Origin of the sequence: Serratia sp. PGPR-27, assembly GCF_022678525.1 — a bacterium.
GTDB classification, from domain to species: Bacteria; Pseudomonadota; Gammaproteobacteria; order Enterobacterales; family Enterobacteriaceae; genus Serratia; species Serratia nematodiphila.
In genome coordinates, this window is sequence record NZ_JALBYS010000025.1 from 14,380 (window position 1) to 30,865 (window position 16,486).

Below are 16,486 nucleotides of genomic sequence, written 5' to 3' on the forward strand. Positions count from 1 at the left end.
TTTGTCTGGCGGTATGGTGGGGGATTACCTGCTAAAAAACAGTATTGCTACACCTATGACTTTCTCACTTTTCGGCGAAAAATTTACCCGTTATGCGGGCATTACCCGTTTGATGGACGACCTGAACGAAGGCCTGCGCACCCCCGGTGCCATCATGCTCGGCGGCGGCAACCCGGCGCAGATCCCAGAGATGGAAGCCTACTTCAAACAGCTGTGCCAGGAGATGCTCGACCAGGGCAAACTGACCGAGGCGCTGTGCAACTACGACGGCCCGCAAGGCAAGGATGCGCTGCTGAAAGCGCTGGCCAATCTGCTGCGCGACGAGCTCGGCTGGGAGATTTCGCCACAGAATATTGCACTGACGAACGGCAGCCAAAGCGCGTTTTTCTACTTGTTCAACCTGTTCGCCGGCCGCTACGCCGACGGTTCGCGCCGCCGCGTGCTGTTCCCATTGGCGCCAGAATATATCGGCTATGCCGATGCCGGGCTGGACGAAGGGCTGTTCGTCTCCGCCAAACCGAACATCGAGCTGCTGCCGGACGGCCAGTTCAAATATCACGTTGATTTCGAACACCTCACCATTGGCGACGACATCGGCATGATCTGCGTTTCACGGCCGACCAACCCGACCGGCAACGTGATCACCGACGAAGAGCTGATGAAGCTCGACCTGCTGGCGCAGCAGCGCGATATTCCGCTGGTGATCGACAACGCCTACGGCGTGCCTTTCCCCGGCATTATCTTCAGCGACGCCACGCCGCTGTGGAACCCGAACACCATCCTGTGCATGAGCCTGTCCAAACTCGGCCTGCCGGGCTCGCGCTGCGGCATCGTGATCGCCGACGAGAAGGTGATCACCGCGCTGACCAACATGAACGGCATCATCAGCCTGTCGCCGGGCAGCATGGGGCCGGCGATGGCGACGGAAATGATCGCGCGCGGCGATCTGCTGCGCCTGTCGAACGAGGTGATTCGCCCGTTTTACAAACAGCGCGTCGAACACACCATCGAGATTATCCGCCGCTACCTGTCGCCGGAGCGCTGCCTGATCCACAAACCGGAAGGGGCCATCTTCCTCTGGCTGTGGTTCAAGGATCTGCCGATCACTACCGAGGTGCTGTATCAGCGCCTGAAAAAGCGCGGCGTGCTGATGGTGCCGGGCCACTACTTCTTCCCGGGGCTGGAGCACGACTGGCCGCACACCCACCAGTGCATGCGCATGAACTACGTGCCCGACCCGGAGAAAATCGAGCGCGGCGTGGCGATCCTGGCAGAAGAGATCGAACGCGCGCATCAGGAAGGCTAATGCCAGCTGATTGAAAATCGACCGATAAAGATATACGATGCATATATCGTATATCTTTTTTTGGAGGGCTAGCGATGACTCGCATCGTGATCGATTTACCTGAAGAAGACCTGCGGCAGCTCGACAATCTGAAAAATATCCGCCACGTTCCCCGGGCCGAAATCATCCGTCAGGCCGTCTCCCGCTATCTGACGGAGAACCACGTTGAAGATCCCAGCAATGCTTTCGGGCTCTGGTCCGGGGCGATGGGAGATGGCGTGGACTACGAAAATCGTCAGCGCGAGGAGTGGGAATAATGGTGGCTCAACGGGCGTTATTCGACACCAATATTCTGATCGATTATCTCAACGGCATTCCTCAAGCCAAAGACGTTTTGACCGAATACCACACCAATCCGGCTATTAGCGCCATCACCTGGATGGAAGTGATGGTGGGTGCCAAAAAGCAGGGGCCGGCGCTGGAGCTGAAAACGCGCCAGTTTTTAGGGCAATTCCTGCTGCTGCCTATTACCGATGAAGTTGCCGAACGCGCCGTAGAACTGCGCCACTCACAGCATGTGAAGCTGCCGGACGCCATTATCTGGGCCACCGCGCAGGTGGGGTTCCGGACGCTCATCTCCCGCAACCCCAAAGATTTTGGCACTGACAACGGCGTGTTAATGCCTTACCGGCTGTAGTCGGGCAGCGCTATAGCGTCCAGAACAGCACCGCCAGCAGCTGCGGCGACATGATGCGCAGGAACATCGCCAGCGGATAAACGGTGGCGTAAGACAGCGCCGCGGCGCCGCTGGTGGGATGCAGACCGTTGGCGAACGCCAGCGCCGGCGGATCGGTCATCGATCCCGCCAGCATGCCGGACAGCGTCAGGTAGTTCATCTTGCCCACCGTGCGCGCCAGAATACCGACGCTCAGCAACGGAATCGCGGTGATCAAGGCGCCGTACCCGACCCACGTCAGCCCCTCGCCGTGCAGCAACGTATCGATGAAGTTACCGCCCGATTTCAAACCAACCACCGCCAGAAACAGCACGATGCCCAGTTCGCGCAGCGCCAGGTTGGCGCTCGGCGGCATAAACCAGTACAGCTTGCCGATGCTGCCGATGCGCCCCAGGATCAGCGCCGCCACCAGCGGCCCGCCGGCCAGCCCCAGCCGCAATGCCGCCGGGAAGCCGGGCACAAACAGCGGAATGGAACCGAGCAATACCCCGAGACCAATACCGATAAAGACCGGCAGCATCTGCACCTGCTGCAGTTTTTGTTGGGCGTTGCCGACAATCGCCGTCACCGCGTCGATGGCCTCCGGCCGGCCGACCAGGTTGAGAATGTCGCCAAACTGCAGCGTCACGTTGCTGCCGGCCACCAGCTCGACGCCGGCGCGGTTGAGGCGTGAAATCACCACGTCATACTTTCGCTTCAGGTTCAGATCGCGGATTTTCTTGCCCAGCACCTGCTCGTTGGTCACCACCGCCCTCACCACCTGCAGCGCAGTGCCGCGCGTCGACAGCGAGGCATCCACCTCTTCACCGATCACCAACCGGGCGTTCTCCAGATCTTCGCGTTTGCCCACCAGGTGCAGGTAGTCGCCAAGCTCCAGCCGCTCGTGCGGCGCCGGCACCATCAACAGCTCCCCGCGCTTGAGGCGCGAACAGACGATCGCTTCACCGTTGAGCAGCGGCACGCTTTTGATCGCCATGCCCTGCAGATTGGGGTTGCGCACCGCCACGTTGATGGCGTGCAGCAACTCGCGCTGATTGCCCAGGCTGCTTTCAAACGCCTGAGCCTCACGCTCGATGTTGATGCGGAAAATCAGCCGGATCAGCCACATCACCAGCAGGATGCCGCATATGCCAAACGGATAGGCCATGGCGTAACCCATCCCCATGCCGTCCACCAGCGCCGGATCGGAACCGAGATCGGTCAGGATTTGCTGACCGGCGCCCAGCGCCGGGGTGTTGGTGACCGCGCCGGAGAACACGCCGAGGATGATCGGCAGCGGCACGTCGAACAGCTTGTGTACCGCCGCCGCCACGATGCCGCCGGTCAGCACCAGCAGCACCGCGAAGGCGTTGAGCCGCAGACCGGAGACGCGCAGCGAAGAGAAGAAACCGGGGCCGACCTGGATGCCGATGGTGTAGACGAACAGGATCAGGCCAAACTCCTGGATAAAGTGCAGCATGTCCCCATTCAGGCTGATTTGCCCGCTCTGGGCAAAGTGGCCGACCAGGATACCGCCGAACAGCACGCCGCCAATGCCCAACCCGACGCCATACAGCTTCCAGTTCCCCATCCACAGCCCAATGACGGCCGCCAACGCCAACATGCTGACGGTCAGGGCGATATCGCTCATAGGTCACATCCTTGCCAAAGTTAAACATGGGATTTGCGGCCAAAGACACACAATTAACAAGGATTATGGCATCGGGCAGACGGGGGGACTGTGGCGTGCGCCACATAACGCAACGGGGGAGATCCGTTTGGATCTCCCCCGCATGATGATGACCGTTTTTCAGCCGGTTATTTCGCTTCCAGCTCCGGCGTCGCGCCGATGGCGATGCGCTGAGGCTGCAAGGCTTCCGGCACCTGACGCACCAGATCGATGTGCAACAGGCCATTTTCAAATTTGGCCTCGGACACCTGCAGGTGTTCCGCCAGGGTGAAGGTCAACTGGAACTCTTTGCACACCAGCCCCTGATGCAGGTACTCGACCTGTTTTTCCGGCGGCGTGGGTTTACCGCTGACGGTCAGCCGCGGCCCTTCCACTTCAATATTCAGTTCGCTCTGCCGGAAACCGGCCAGCGCCAGAGAAATGCGGTAGTGATTGTCGTCACTTTTCTCGATGTTATACGGCGGGAACCCCTGGGGTTCCTGGCCGCCCATTGAACTGGCCAATTTATCAAAACCAATCCACTGACGCAGAAGCGGGGATAAATCGTAATTACGCATAGGAACAACTCCTTTCATTAAGCGAGATGTGTTTATTCAGCCCCCTGACGGCAGGCTAATCATGACTTCATATTTACCGGCAGCGTACCTGCCGGCGAAACGGAAATTTATTTAATTTCGATGCGGCGCGGTTTTAATGTTTCCGGAACGATGCGTTGCATGTCGATATACAACAGGCCATTCTCCAGTTTGGCGCCTTTAATTTGAATATGTTCGGCCAGCTGGAATTTACGCTCGAAATTACGCTCGGCGATGCCCTGGTATAAATAGGTTTTTTCTGCCGGTTCATTGTTGTGCGCCCCACGCACGATCAGCAGATTGTCCTGCGTGGTGATCTCCAGCTCCTGCTCGGCAAACCCGGCTACCGCGATGGCGATCCGATAATGATTTTCATCCACCAGCTCGACATTATAAGGGGGATAACCGCCGTTGCCCTGACTCTGGCCAGCCTCCAGCGCGTTGAACAGGCGATCGAAACCAATGGCGGAACGGTATAGCGGGGAAAGATCAAAATTACGCATAAAACAGCCTCCTAAGGCACTTCAGCGAGGTTGAAATAAATACGCCTTCCACTCTGGACAGGCTAATTAAGCCAGAATTCCCTTACGGCGAATTCTCAATTCGGCTCTGATGATAAAATGGGGGTTGCTTTCATCAATTCAACAGGCGAGGATCAAAAAAATTTGCACCAATAAGGTAAAAGTTTTTTTTACCACTTACACTAAAGTGAGAGAGCCGCCACAGAGCGGGATTTTGCTTCTTTTAAAGCAGCAACAGGATGTTATAAATCAGCTTAATTTAGGGGCACAGCAACCCTGCAGGATGGATTAATGACGATGATGAAAGCGATAGCGACGGGCTGCATGTTGTTGGCGACCAGCGGTTGCTCCAGCGTGATGAGCCATACCGGCCCGAATCAGGGTTACTATCCCGGCACCCGCGCCAGCGTGGACATGCTGAAGGACGACAACACCAGTTGGGCGATGATGCCGCTGGTGGCGCTGGATCTGCCGTTCTCCGCGGTGATGGATACCGTGCTGCTGCCTTACGACTATCTGCGATCCGGCAACGACGCCACCGCAGACTCGCCAAAAGCGCGTATCCTGCGCAGCGAGCAGCAGAATTTGGCGGCGACCGGCAATCCCGGCCAGGGCGACGACAGCACCGCCACGCACTAATCGCGCACGCAGCGGGTCATCAGGCCCGCCTTACGCCTCAACCACGAAGATCTGGTTGAACCCCGCTATCTCGCGCATAAACGCCACTTTCTTGCCATCCGGCGAGAACACCACGGCATCCCCCGACGGCGGCTGCACGCTGCGCGGCGTCAAACGCTGCAGGCGACCGCTGGCCACCTCGCACAGCATCACGCTGTTGTCGCACACCAGGGCTATCGTCCCGCCCTGCGGGTGCCAGCTGAACGCCGACTGGATGTCATGCTCGCTGCGGCTCACCTGGCGCGGCTCGCCACCGTTAGGCGACACCGTCCACAGCTGCACCACGCCGCCGTCGTCCTTCATCAGAAAAGCTATCTGGCTGCCGTCCGGCGAACTGCGCAGCCAGTGGCGCGGCGCACCAGCCACGCCAGGAAAACGGCGATCCCCGGTAAAGGTTACCCGCCGCTGCCTGACGCCAAGCGGCGGCGCCGGCAGCTCGCTTTCCGTCCCCTGCAGCGGCAGAGCGCCCGCCCGGGCGTAGTCGACGTCGTTCTCCGGCAGATCGACGATAAACACCTCAGACAGCTTCTCTCCGGCAGCGGACAACGTATCGCCGATAAATGCCAGCGCCCAGCGCTGCCGGCTGCCGTCGGCCTTACGGTAGCCTTCGCGCCCGATCCAGCCTTCTTCGTAAGCGCGATTGATCTGATCGCTACCCGGCTGCGGCTGCGGCACCGTCTCGCTGACCAACACGCAATAGTGGCTGCCGTCGTACTCGCGCGGGTGCTGTTTTGGCGGATTAACCCCGTGCAGCGGCACGGCCACGCCGACGTTGCGCAGATCGCGCGCCGGATCGCGTTCATGCATCACGTGATCGTTGTAGGTAAAGCTGAGGCGGCTGCCGTCCGGACTGAAAACGTGCACGTGGCTGCCGCCGCGCAGCGCGCCGGGGGTATAGGGCGCGGTGATATCCAGCGCGTCGAGGGTGATGGCCAACTCGCGATCCGGTTCGCTGACGATCACCCCGCGGCGGTGGTGAAAATCATACTGCCAGGCGCTGTCCGGGTGCTCAGGTCCGTGAATAAAGGCATAGCGCGCCGGCGCATCGGGGCTGACCGTGACCACGCCAACGTGGGCGCCGTGCTGGGCGCGATAAATCACCTCCACCGCGCCGCTGGCGACGTTGACACGCTCGATGCTGAGGCCGGTGAAAGAGGCGCCGCGCGGGCGCACGTCATAAGCCAGCCATTGACTGTCCGGCGTCCAGACGTTGATATTGGTTAACTGATGCCCACGAGGGTCGAAAGTCAGTTGTTTTTCCCGATGGCTCATGGCGGCTCTCCTGCACATGCTGGCACTGAGCCGTCATCTTACCGGATCGCCCGCAGCGTTTCATATGGCCTGTGAGGGTGAGGCGGGAGGATTTTTCGATTCGAAATCACGCAATTATTTTCCAGCGTCTTATCATTTAAGCCGATCGACGGCGTCGGCAGGAAATAAGCGGCCGACCAGGCGATAGAATTCCTGCCGGCGAGACTCAACGGCGCCAATGTAATAGAGGTGGGTGATGCAAACGCTATTTTTTTATTCTCACTTCCCTTATAAGAATAAGGCAGCGGCAGCGCCTTACTTAACGCAAATAAATAAAAAATCGTGCCGCTAAACGACAGGTTTATGATTATTTTCACCGAAAACGGCAATGCTCCCGCCGACCGTTGCCGTTTTCTGATCGGTGTGCCCGAAGGTCGGGCCGCGGGGTTTACAATAAATACAAAAAAGTACAAACTGGATTTTTAAGTCCAAATTAATTTTCTGGAGCCGGTATGAACACCCTCTTCTATGCCATTGTTTCCGCTCATCAGCAACTGCGCCCTCAGGTGCGGGTCACGCCGCTGGAGCGCAGCGTGCTGCTTTCTCAGCAGTTGGGCTGCGAGCTGTATCTGAAATGCGACCACCTGCAGCACACCGGTTCCTTTAAATTTCGCGGCGCCAGCAACAAGCTGCGGCTGTTGGATAACGAGCAACGCCGGCGCGGCGTGATCGCCGCCTCAACCGGCAACCACGGCCAGGCTGTCGCCCTGGCGGGGCAACGGATGGGCGTTGGCGTCACGGTTTATGCGCCGGAGACGGCGGCGAGCATCAAGCTCGACACCATCCGGGCGCTGGGCGGCACCGTGGAATTGGTGCCGGGCGACGCGCTGAACGCCGAACTGGCGGGGGAACAAGCCGCACGCGAACAGGGGAAAACCTACATCTCGCCGTATAACGACGAGCAGGTCATTGCCGGCCAGGGCACCTGCGGCATGGAGCTGGTTGAACAACTCGCCGATCTTGACGCGGTGTTCGTGGCGGTCGGCGGCGGTGGCTATATCGCCGGCATCGGCACCGTTTTGCGGCAACTGTCGCCGAACACGCAGCTTATCGCCTGCTGGCCGGAAAACGCCACCAGCCTGTACAGCGCGCTGGAAGCCGGCCATATCTTCCCGGTGGAAGAACAAGAAACCCTGTCCGACGGCACCGCCGGCGGCGTCGAGCCGGGCGCCGTGACCTTCCCGCTGTGCCAGCAGCTGATTGACCGTAAAGTGCTGGTCAGCGAGGCGGAGATCAAACACGCGATGCGCCGGATCGCCGCCAGCGATCGCTGGATTATCGAAGGCGCGGCCGGCGTGGCGCTGGCGGCGGCGAGCAAACTGGCGCCGGAATACCGAGGTAAAAAGGTGGCGGTGGTGCTGTGCGGTAAAAACATCGTGCTGGAGAAATACCTCAAGGCCATCGCCGATGCGCATCCTTAATCAGCAGCAAATCCTCGCCGCGTTCGACGCCGAGGCCATTACGCCGCTGCTGAAGCAGGGTTTTATCGCCTACTCGCAACAGCGGGTGCAACAGCCGCCGGTACAGCATTTCCTGTTCGAGCAGGCCGCCGGCGACTGCTGCATCAAGTCCGCCTGGTTGGAAAGCGACGAACTGTTCGTGGTCAAGATCTCTACCGGTTTCTATCGCAATGCCGAACACGGCCTGTCGAGCAATCAGGGGCTGATGATGGCGTTCTCCGCCCAGACCGGCGAGCCGCAGGCGCTGCTGCAAGATGAAGGTTGGCTGACCGCGCTGCGCACCGCCCTGGCCGGCCGCATCGTCGCCGAGCTGTGCGCGCCGCCGCATATTCAGGCGATCGGCATGGTCGGCACCGGCCTGCAGGCGCGGCTGCAGCTGCAATGTCTGAAACCGGTGACCGATTGCCGCGAGGTATGGGTGTGGGGCCGCAACGAACAGGCGCTGGCGGCGTATCAGCGCGATGCCGAGGCTGAGGGTTTTCGGGTGCGGGTCACGCAGGATGCGGCGGAGCTGGCGGCGCACTGTCAGCTGATCGTCACCACCACGCCCAGCCGCGAACCGATTTTGCAGGCGGCGGATATTCGGCCCGGCACGCACATTACCGCAGTGGGTGCCGACGCGCCCGGCAAGCAGGAGCTGGCGACCGAGCTGGTGGCCCGCGCGGACGCGCTGTTGGTCGATGCGCTGGCTCAGTGCACAGACTATGGCGAGATCGCGACGGCTTATCGGCAGAACAAGCTGACTTCAACGCCGATCGTCGAAATGGGCGCCGCATTGGCGCAGGGCGGGCGGGTACGACGCGAGCCGCAGCACATCACCATCGCCGATCTCACCGGCTTGGCGATTCAGGATCTGCAGATCGCCAAAGGGGTGTTGCCGAAAGTATAAAGGGGCGCCGCAGCGCCCCGTTTTCTCAGGCGTTGAGCACGAACTTCTCGATAGCGCGCGCCACGCCGTCTTCAGTATTGGCGCTGGTGACAAACTGCGCCACCGCTTTCAGCTCGGGAATGGCGTTGCCCATCGCCACGCCGACGCCGGCATATTCGATCATCGCCGTATCGTTAGCCTGATCCCCCAGCGTCATGATGTTTTCCCGCGCCACGCCGAGGTGCTCGGCCAGCATTTTCACCCCGGCGCCCTTATCGACGTTTTTATGTAAGATCTCGAGGTAGTAAGGCGCACTTTTCAAGATAGTGTAACGCGCGCGCGTTTCCTCCGGGATGCGCGCGATGGCGCTGTCCAGCAGCGCCGGTTCGTCGATCATCATCACTTTTGGAAAACGCATCTGGCGATCCATCTCTTCCACGCTGCGGTATTTCAGCGGAATGCCGGTCATTTCCGCCTCGTGTATGGTGTACTTGCCGATGTCCTTGTTCGGGGTATACAAGGTATCGAAATCAAACGCCTGGAAGTGAACGCCTAACTCGCGCGCCATCTGCTCGAAGTGCAGATAATCCTCGAAGCCCAGGGTTTCCTGCAGGATGCAGGCGCCGTCGACCGCGCGCAACACCAGCGCACCGTTATAGGTGATACAGAAATCGCCGGGGCCCTGAATGTCCAACTGGCGCAGATAGTCCTGCACGCCGACATAAGGCCGCCCGGTAGCCAGCACCACGTGCACCCCTTTACGCCGCGCCGCCGCGATAGCCTGCTTTACCGCCGGCGTGATTTGATGCTGCGGATCCAGCAACGTGCCGTCCATGTCGATCGCAATCAGTTCAATAGCCATTCAACGCTTCTCCCAGTGGTTTTTATTCATGCTAACGCGTTTCAGCCTCGGCTGTCAGCGCCAAAAAAGGCGTAAAAAAATCCGCGCGGGTCGCCCGGCGCGGATTTTCACAGCCATTAACGCATCAGATATCGATGTTCGCCGCTTTCAGGGCGTTTTCTTCGATAAAGGCGCGGCGCGGCTCAACCGCATCGCCCATCAGCGTGGTGAACAGCTGATCGGCAGCGATGGCGTCCTTGACGGTCACGCGCAGCATGCGGCGGCTTTCCGGATCCATGGTGGTTTCCCACAGCTGCTCCGGGTTCATCTCGCCCAGACCTTTATAACGCTGTACGGACAGGCCGCGGCGCGACTCTTTCACCAGCCACTCCAGCGCCTGTTCGAAGCTGTCTACCGGCTGACGGCGTTCGCCGCGCTCGATGAACGCGCCCTCTTCGATCAGCCCGCGCAGCTGCTCGCCCAGCTGGCAGATCTTGCGGTATTCACCGCCGTGGATGAAGTCGAAGTCCAGCTTGTAGTCGGTATCCACGCCGTGGGTGCGGATGCGCAGCGCCGGCTCGAACATCTGGCGTTCGCGGTTCTCGAAGATCACGAAATCATAGCTGCTGCCGTGTTGCTCTTTGTCGTTCAGCGCCTGCACCAGCGACGCGATCCAGGTCTTCACCTTGGCTTCATCGCTGAGATCGCCTTCGTTCAGCGTCGGCTGGTAGATCAGGCTGTTCAGCAGCGCGCGCGGGTAGCGGCGCTCCATGCGGCCAATCAGCTTCTGCACGCCGTAGTGCTCGGCCACCAGTTTTTCCAACTGCTCGCCGCCGAGCGCCGGTGCGCTGGCGTTGGTGTGCAGCGTAGCGCCGTCCATCGCGATGGCGATCTGGTACTGATCCATCGCCTCGTCATCTTTGATGTACTGCTCCTGCTTGCCTTTCTTCACCTTGTACAGCGGCGGCTGTGCGATGAACACGTGGCCACGCTCGATGATTTCCGGCATTTGGCGGTAGAAGAAGGTCAACAGCAGCGTACGGATGTGCGAACCGTCGACGTCGGCATCGGTCATGATGATGATGCTGTGATAACGCAGCTTGTCCGGGCTGTACTCGTCGCGGCCGATGCCGCAACCCAGCGCGGTGATCAGCGTCGCCACTTCCTGCGAAGAGAGCATTTTGTCGAAACGCGCTTTCTCGACGTTGAGGATTTTCCCCTTCAGCGGCAAGATAGCCTGATTCTTGCGGTTGCGCCCCTGCTTGGCAGAGCCGCCCGCGGAGTCCCCTTCCACCAGGTACAGTTCGGACAGCGCCGGATCGCGTTCCTGGCAGTCCGCCAGCTTGCCCGGCAGGCCGGCCAGATCCAGCGCGCCTTTGCGGCGGGTCATCTCACGCGCTTTACGCGCCGCTTCGCGCGCGCGCGCCGCGTCGATGATTTTGCCGACCACGATTTTCGCGTCGCCCGGGTTCTCCATCAGGTAATCCACCAGCTTCTCGTTCATCAGCGTTTCAACCGCGGTTTTCACCTCGGAAGAGACCAGCTTGTCCTTGGTCTGAGAGGAGAACTTCGGATCCGGCACCTTCACCGACACCACGGCGATCAGGCCTTCACGCGCGTCATCGCCGGTGGCGCTGACCTTGGCCTTCTTGCTGTAACCTTCCTTCTCCATGTAGCTGTTCAGCGTACGGGTCATCGCGGTACGGAAACCGACCAGGTGCGTGCCGCCGTCGCGCTGCGGAATGTTGTTGGTGAAGCAGTAGATGTTTTCCTGGAAACCGTCGTTCCACTGCAGCGCCACTTCCACGCCGATGTCGTCTTTCACGGTGGAGAAGTAGAACACGTTCGGGTGGATCGGGGTTTTGTTCTTGTTCAGGTACTCGACAAACGCCTTGATGCCGCCTTCGTAATGGAAGTGGTCTTCACGGTCGGTGCGCTTGTCCTTCAGGCGAATAGACACGCCGGAGTTGAGGAAGGACAGCTCGCGCAGGCGCTTGGCCAGAATGTCGTACTCGAATTCGGTCACGTTGGTGAAGGTCTGGTGGCTCGGCCAGAAACGCACCATGGTGCCGGTCTGCTCGGTTTCGCCCACCACGTTCAGCGGCGCCTGCGGCTCGCCGTGGCTGTAAGTCTGTTCGTGCACTTTGCCTTCGCGACGGATCACCAACTCCAGTTTCTCCGACAGGGCGTTAACCACCGAGACGCCCACGCCGTGCAGGCCGCCGGAAACTTTATAGGAGTTGTCGTCGAATTTACCGCCGGCGTGCAGCACGGTCATGATGACCTCTGCGGCTGAAACCCCTTCTTCCGGGTGAATGCCGGTCGGAATGCCGCGGCCGTCATCCTGTACCGATACCGAGTTGTCGGCATGGATGGTGACCTGAATGTCACTACAGTGGCCCGCGAGCGCTTCGTCGATAGCGTTGTCCACAACCTCGAATACCATGTGGTGCAGACCGGTGCCGTCATCGGTATCGCCGATATACATGCCCGGGCGCTTGCGCACCGCATCCAGCCCTTTTAATACCTTGATACTTGAGGAGTCATAAGAATTCGACATCAACGTTTCTCGCTCATTTTAGTCCTGTGGTTGAACCTCTATTTTACCCTGTTCCACGCGGAACATCTTGCCCTTTTCACCGGCCATGTCGGTCACTTGTTCAGCGCTGACCGCGCTGACAAAAACCTGGGCCTGGGTGGCTTTCAGGCGATCGGCCAGCAACCGGCGACGGCCGGTGTCCAGCTCGGAGGCAAAATCATCAATCAGATACAGGCAACGCCGCCCGCTCTGCCGGGTGAGAAACTCACCCTGCGCCAAGCGCAACGCGCACATCAGCAGCTTAAGCTGACCGCGCGATAACAAATCCTCTACCGGCGTGCCGTCGGCACGAATGCGAAAGTCCGCTTTATGCGGCCCCACCGCGGTATAGGTCAACGCCCTGTCGCGCTCAAACTGACGCTCCAGCAGCTCGCCGTAGTCGCTCTCTTTGTCCCAGCCGCGCTGGAAGGAGAAGCTCAGGGCAAATTCAGGCAGAAACTGCGCGCAGGTCGCGGTGATATCCGCGGCGATCGCGTCGCTGTATTCCGCCCGCCATTCGCTGATGCGCTCCGCGAGCGGGATCAGTTCCTGATCCCAGGCGCGGATCTGCGCATAGCGACTCACCTGGCGCAGCGCGGCATTGCGCTGCTTCAGTAACCGTTTCAGGTTGCTCCAGGCGGTGAAAAAACCGGGTTCGTTATGAAAACAGCCCCAGTCCAGGAAAGCGCGCCGGAATTTCGGCCCGCCGTTCAGCAGGGTAAAACCTTCGGGGGTGATCAGCTGCATGGGCAGCAGCTGCGCCAGCTCGGCCACCTTGTGGCCGTCGCTGCCATCGATGCGTACTTTGCTGTCACCCTGACGGCTCTTGCTCAATCCTACCGACAGCTCGCGCTCCGCGCCTTCGATGCGGCCGTGCAGCACGAACTCCGGTTGGTCGTGGCGAATGACCCGACCGGCCTGCAGGCTGCGAAAGGCGCGGCCATGGCCGAGCGTATACACCGCCTCCAGCACGCTGGTCTTGCCGCTGCCGTTGGCGCCGACCAGGAAGTTGAATCCCGGCGCCAGCGCCAAATCCGCCGCCTCGATATTGCGGAAGTCTTTAATCAATAAACGCGTCAGAGCCATGCAATCTCTTTACCGATGACGGTGCTGTAATTCAAGGTAACGAGACTACAACCGCATTGGCATGACAACGTAGGCCGCCGCCTGGCTGGCGCCGTCTTCGATCTGCACGCTGGAGACCGAGTCGGTCAACAGCAGGCGCACGTCTTCACACTTGAGCGCGTTCAACACGTCCAGCACGTAGCTGACGTTGAAACCGATCTCCATCTCCGCGCCGTCGTAGCTGACGTCGAGGATCTCTTCCGCCTCTTCCTGCTCCGGGTTGTTGGCGGTGATCTTCAGCTGGTTCTGGCTGACGTACAGCCGCACGCCGCGGAATTTCTCGTTCGAGAGAATGGCCGCGCGGGCAAACGCCTGCTTGAGCAGATCGCAGCCGGCTTCCAGCGTTTTGTCCGGATTCTTCGGCAAGACGCGGCGATAGTCCGGGAAACGGCCGTCAACCAGCTTGGACGTGAAGATGAAGTCGCCAACGTGGGCGCGGATGTTGTTGCTGCCGATCTGCAGTTGCAGCAGCGAATCGCCGCCGTCCAGCAGACGCACCAGTTCCATCACCCCTTTACGCGGCACGATCACCGAATGCGATGGCAGCTGCTGGCCGATCGGCATCGAGCACACCGCCAGGCGGTGGCCGTCGGTCGCGACGGTGCGCAGCTCTTCGCCTTCGGTTTCAAACAGCATGCCGTTCAGGTAGTAACGCACGTCCTGATGGGCCATCGAGAACTGGGTGGCTTCGATCAGGCGCTTCAGCGTCGCCTGCGGCAAGGTGAACTCCACCTCGCTCTGCCAGTCGTCCAGGTTCGGGAAGTCCGCCGCGGGCAGCGTGGACAGCGAGAAGCGGCTGCGGCCGGACCGCACCAACATGCGCTCGCTCTCCAGCGTGACGGCAATCTCCGCCCCTTCCGGCAGGCCACGGCAGATATCAAAGAATTTGCGCGCGGGCACAGTCGTCGCACCCGGCTCGTGCGGCTGGGACAGGGCGACGCGCGCCACCATCTCCATCTCCAGATCGGTGCCGGTCAGCAGCAGGGAGCCTTCCGTCACCTGCAGCAGCAGGTTGCCCAGGATCGGCAAGGTCGGGCGGCCGCCCAGCGGGCTGCTCACCTGTTGCAGCGGTTTTAGCAGATGCTCACGTTCAACGATAAATTTCATAGCGCTATGAAGATAATGTTCTGATTAAATTGGAGAAATCTTCTTTGATGTCGTGACTTTCCTCACGCAGCTGCTCGATCTTCCGGCAGGCGTGCAACACCGTGGTATGGTCGCGGCCACCAAACGCATCGCCGATTTCCGGCAGGCTGTGGTTGGTGAGCTCCTTCGCCAGCGCCATCGCCATCTGGCGCGGGCGGGCAACGGATCGCGAACGCCGCTTGGACAGCAAATCCGCGACTTTAATCTTGTAATACTCCGCCACCGTCTTTTGGATATTGTCGATGGTGACCAGCTTTTCCTGCAGCGCCAGCAGATCGCGCAGCGCTTCGCGCACGAAATCGATGGTGATGGCCCGGCCAGTAAAGTTGGCGTTGGCGATCACGCGGTTCAGCGCCCCTTCGAGCTCACGCACGTTGGAACGCAGGCGCTTGGCGATGAAGAACGCCACTTCGCCCGGCAGGCGAATGTCGTTTTCGTCGGCCTTTTTCATCAGGATCGCCACGCGGGTTTCCAGTTCCGGCGGCTCGATCGCCACCGTCAGCCCCCAGCCGAAGCGGGACTTCAGACGATCTTCCACCCCGTTGATCTCTTTAGGGTAGCGATCCGAAGTCAGGATGATCTGCTGATTGCCTTCCAACAGGGCGTTAAAGGTATGGAAGAACTCTTCCTGCGAACGCTCCTTGTTGGCAAAGAATTGGATGTCATCGATCAGCAACGCGTCGACCGAACGGTAGTAGCGCTTAAACTCTTCGATGGCATTGTTCTGCAACGCTTTGACCATGTCCTGCACAAAGCGTTCCGAGTGCATGTAGACCACTTTGGCGTTAGCCTTGCGCGCCATGATGCCGTTGCCGACCGCATGCAGCAGGTGAGTTTTACCCAGGCCGGTGCCGCCATACAGGAACAAAGGGTTGTAGGCGCCGCCCGGATTGTCCGCCACCTGGCGAGCCGCCGCGCGCGCCAGCTGGTTGGACTTACCCTCGACGAAGTTGTCAAAGGTGTGTTTAGGGTTGACGTTGGAGCGGTAAGAGAGCTCGGGCTGCGCCGCCGCGTTGTCCCAGCTCGGGCGCGAAGGCGCGGCCGTGCGCGCCGCCGGAGCCGCAGGGGCGCTGCTGACGCTGGCGGTCACGGTCTGGCTGATCACCTGCGTGATCGGCTTGCTGCCGACTTCAAAACGCAGCAAAGGCGCGTCCGTGCCGCAGAAATCATTCAGCAGACCATTGATGTTGTTTAAGTACTTATCGCGAACCCAATCCAGCACAAAACGGTTAGGCGCGTACAGCGCCAGGGTGTTGTCACTCAGTTCCGCCTGCAATGGGCGAATCCACATACTAAATTCTGTGGCAGGTAACTCATCCTGCAATCGGGCAAGACACTGCTGCCAAAGCGAAAGTGACACGGCGGACTCCACTCGAACAAGATCAATAAAGAAAAGAAACGGACAACTTTTTTATAACTCATGATTTTTGACACATACCCGGCATCGGCTGTTTGCCTGTGGGGGATGCGAACCGCCTTTCACGGTTTGTGTCCCTCACGATCCCGGCATGAGGGATCGCGATCGGAATGACGGATCATAGCGCAATCCGCGCAAGAGATCCTCCCCTTCCTCACAGATTAGATCCATTTTATCCACAGGCCGCGGCCGGCGGCGATCTTTTCACCGCCAGCGCCGAATGACCGCGCAGATCCCGGCCGCTGCGCCGCGTTTTTTACATTGTCAACCGGTTAT

At 60.0% G+C, this 16,486-nt stretch carries 16 protein-coding genes; 6 read left to right on the forward strand and 10 right to left on the reverse strand.

The window, feature by feature from the left end:
* Positions 1 to 55: 55 nt before the first annotated feature.
* From MMS95_RS14850 to MMS95_RS14860, 3 genes are all read left to right on the forward strand, one after another.
* Positions 56 to 1,306, forward strand: coding sequence for a valine--pyruvate transaminase (locus tag MMS95_RS14850; RefSeq protein WP_004933935.1), 1,251 nt, complete (start codon positions 56 to 58; stop codon positions 1,304 to 1,306).
* Between the two features lie 74 nt (positions 1,307 to 1,380).
* A complete protein-coding gene (locus MMS95_RS14855; RefSeq protein WP_004933932.1) occupies positions 1,381 to 1,602 on the forward strand; it encodes a ribbon-helix-helix domain-containing protein in 222 nt (73 codons plus the stop codon).
* Positions 1,602 to 1,982 carry a type II toxin-antitoxin system VapC family toxin gene (locus MMS95_RS14860; protein ID WP_004933929.1) on the forward strand — a complete coding sequence of 127 codons (381 nt, stop codon included), beginning with the start codon at positions 1,602 to 1,604 and terminating at the stop codon, positions 1,980 to 1,982. Before MMS95_RS14855 ends, MMS95_RS14860 begins: the two co-directional genes overlap by 1 nt.
* A gap of 10 nt (positions 1,983 to 1,992) precedes the next feature.
* Here MMS95_RS14860 and MMS95_RS14865 read toward each other — a convergent pair whose 3' ends face one another.
* The 3 genes from MMS95_RS14865 to ibpA all read right to left on the reverse strand — a co-directional run bounded on the left by MMS95_RS14865 (position 1,993) and on the right by ibpA (position 4,768).
* Positions 1,993 to 3,651 carry a putative transporter gene (locus MMS95_RS14865; RefSeq protein WP_242141862.1) on the reverse strand — a complete coding sequence of 553 codons (1,659 nt, stop codon included), beginning with the start codon at positions 3,649 to 3,651 and terminating at the stop codon, positions 1,993 to 1,995.
* Between the two features lie 167 nt (positions 3,652 to 3,818).
* Positions 3,819 to 4,247, reverse strand: a complete 429-nt coding sequence (gene ibpB, locus MMS95_RS14870; RefSeq protein ID WP_004933922.1) for a small heat shock chaperone IbpB — start codon at positions 4,245 to 4,247, stop codon at positions 3,819 to 3,821.
* A 107-nt stretch (positions 4,248 to 4,354) separates the two neighbouring features.
* Positions 4,355 to 4,768 carry a small heat shock chaperone IbpA gene (ibpA, locus tag MMS95_RS14875; protein ID WP_004933919.1) on the reverse strand — a complete coding sequence of 138 codons (414 nt, stop codon included), beginning with the start codon at positions 4,766 to 4,768 and terminating at the stop codon, positions 4,355 to 4,357.
* A 309-nt stretch (positions 4,769 to 5,077) separates the two neighbouring features.
* On the opposite strand from ibpA, the gene MMS95_RS14880 reads away from it, so the two are divergent.
* Positions 5,078 to 5,425: a YceK/YidQ family lipoprotein gene (locus tag MMS95_RS14880; RefSeq protein WP_004933911.1), complete on the forward strand. Its 348-nt coding sequence runs from the start codon at positions 5,078 to 5,080 to the stop codon at positions 5,423 to 5,425.
* 30 nt (positions 5,426 to 5,455) lie between these two features.
* On the opposite strand, the gene MMS95_RS14885 is transcribed toward MMS95_RS14880, so the two are convergent.
* Positions 5,456 to 6,736: a DUF3748 domain-containing protein gene (locus MMS95_RS14885; protein WP_021504162.1), complete on the reverse strand. Its 1,281-nt coding sequence runs from the start codon at positions 6,734 to 6,736 to the stop codon at positions 5,456 to 5,458.
* Positions 6,737 to 6,774: 38 nt separating this feature from the next.
* Complete coding sequence (locus tag MMS95_RS14890; RefSeq protein ID WP_242141864.1) at positions 6,775 to 7,188, reverse strand: hypothetical protein; 414 nt, start codon at positions 7,186 to 7,188, stop codon at positions 6,775 to 6,777.
* Between the two features lie 39 nt (positions 7,189 to 7,227).
* On the opposite strand from MMS95_RS14890, the gene MMS95_RS14895 reads away from it, so the two are divergent.
* Entirely contained in the window at positions 7,228 to 8,196 is a 969-nt protein-coding gene (locus MMS95_RS14895) for a threonine/serine dehydratase (protein WP_242141867.1), read from the forward strand.
* On the forward strand, positions 8,183 to 9,124 hold the full coding sequence (locus MMS95_RS14900; RefSeq protein ID WP_242141869.1) for an ornithine cyclodeaminase family protein: 942 nt from the start codon (positions 8,183 to 8,185) through the stop codon (positions 9,122 to 9,124). Before MMS95_RS14895 ends, MMS95_RS14900 begins: the two co-directional genes overlap by 14 nt.
* Positions 9,125 to 9,149: 25 nt before the next feature.
* Here MMS95_RS14900 and yidA read toward each other — a convergent pair whose 3' ends face one another.
* The 5 genes from yidA to dnaA form a co-directional block, all read right to left on the reverse strand.
* Positions 9,150 to 9,965: a sugar-phosphatase gene (gene yidA / locus MMS95_RS14905; protein ID WP_021504165.1), complete on the reverse strand. Its 816-nt coding sequence runs from the start codon at positions 9,963 to 9,965 to the stop codon at positions 9,150 to 9,152.
* Positions 9,966 to 10,089: 124 nt separating this feature from the next.
* The gene (gene gyrB, locus MMS95_RS14910) at positions 10,090 to 12,504 is read right to left on the reverse strand and encodes a DNA topoisomerase (ATP-hydrolyzing) subunit B (RefSeq protein ID WP_004933898.1); all 2,415 of its coding nucleotides are present in this window, start codon (positions 12,502 to 12,504) and stop codon (positions 10,090 to 10,092) included.
* An 18-nt stretch (positions 12,505 to 12,522) separates the two neighbouring features.
* A complete protein-coding gene (gene recF, locus MMS95_RS14915; RefSeq protein ID WP_004933895.1) occupies positions 12,523 to 13,608 on the reverse strand; it encodes a DNA replication/repair protein RecF in 1,086 nt (361 codons plus the stop codon).
* 45 nt (positions 13,609 to 13,653) lie between these two features.
* Positions 13,654 to 14,754, reverse strand: a complete 1,101-nt coding sequence (gene dnaN / locus MMS95_RS14920) for a DNA polymerase III subunit beta (protein ID WP_004933892.1) — start codon at positions 14,752 to 14,754, stop codon at positions 13,654 to 13,656.
* A 4-nt stretch (positions 14,755 to 14,758) separates the two neighbouring features.
* Positions 14,759 to 16,153 (reverse strand): chromosomal replication initiator protein DnaA, encoded by a 1,395-nt coding sequence (gene dnaA, locus MMS95_RS14925; protein WP_004933889.1) that lies wholly within the window; start codon positions 16,151 to 16,153, stop codon positions 14,759 to 14,761.
* Positions 16,154 to 16,486: the final 333 nt, after the last annotated feature.

What these genes read in the sequence shown, in the direction of transcription:
- ibpA (WP_004933919.1), bottom strand. Translation starts at nt 4,768, where the DNA reads ATGCGTAATTTTGATCTTTCCCCGCTATACCGTTCCGCCATTGGTTTC.
- MMS95_RS14850 (WP_004933935.1), top strand. Translation starts at nt 56, where the DNA reads ATGACTTTCTCACTTTTCGGCGAAAAATTTACCCGTTATGCGGGCATT.
- MMS95_RS14860 (WP_004933929.1), top strand. Translation starts at nt 1,602, where the DNA reads ATGGTGGCTCAACGGGCGTTATTCGACACCAATATTCTGATCGATTAT.
- recF (WP_004933895.1), bottom strand. Translation starts at nt 13,608, where the DNA reads ATGGCTCTGACGCGTTTATTGATTAAAGACTTCCGCAATATCGAGGCG.
- dnaN (WP_004933892.1), bottom strand. Translation starts at nt 14,754, where the DNA reads ATGAAATTTATCGTTGAACGTGAGCATCTGCTAAAACCGCTGCAACAG.
- MMS95_RS14865 (WP_242141862.1), bottom strand. Translation starts at nt 3,651, where the DNA reads ATGAGCGATATCGCCCTGACCGTCAGCATGTTGGCGTTGGCGGCCGTC.
- MMS95_RS14855 (WP_004933932.1), top strand. Translation starts at nt 1,381, where the DNA reads ATGACTCGCATCGTGATCGATTTACCTGAAGAAGACCTGCGGCAGCTC.
- MMS95_RS14895 (WP_242141867.1), top strand. Translation starts at nt 7,228, where the DNA reads ATGAACACCCTCTTCTATGCCATTGTTTCCGCTCATCAGCAACTGCGC.
- MMS95_RS14900 (WP_242141869.1), top strand. Translation starts at nt 8,183, where the DNA reads ATGCGCATCCTTAATCAGCAGCAAATCCTCGCCGCGTTCGACGCCGAG.
- ibpB (WP_004933922.1), bottom strand. Translation starts at nt 4,247, where the DNA reads ATGCGTAATTACGATTTATCCCCGCTTCTGCGTCAGTGGATTGGTTTT.
- yidA (WP_021504165.1), bottom strand. Translation starts at nt 9,965, where the DNA reads ATGGCTATTGAACTGATTGCGATCGACATGGACGGCACGTTGCTGGAT.
- gyrB (WP_004933898.1), bottom strand. Translation starts at nt 12,504, where the DNA reads ATGTCGAATTCTTATGACTCCTCAAGTATCAAGGTATTAAAAGGGCTG.
- MMS95_RS14885 (WP_021504162.1), bottom strand. Translation starts at nt 6,736, where the DNA reads ATGAGCCATCGGGAAAAACAACTGACTTTCGACCCTCGTGGGCATCAG.
- MMS95_RS14880 (WP_004933911.1), top strand. Translation starts at nt 5,078, where the DNA reads ATGACGATGATGAAAGCGATAGCGACGGGCTGCATGTTGTTGGCGACC.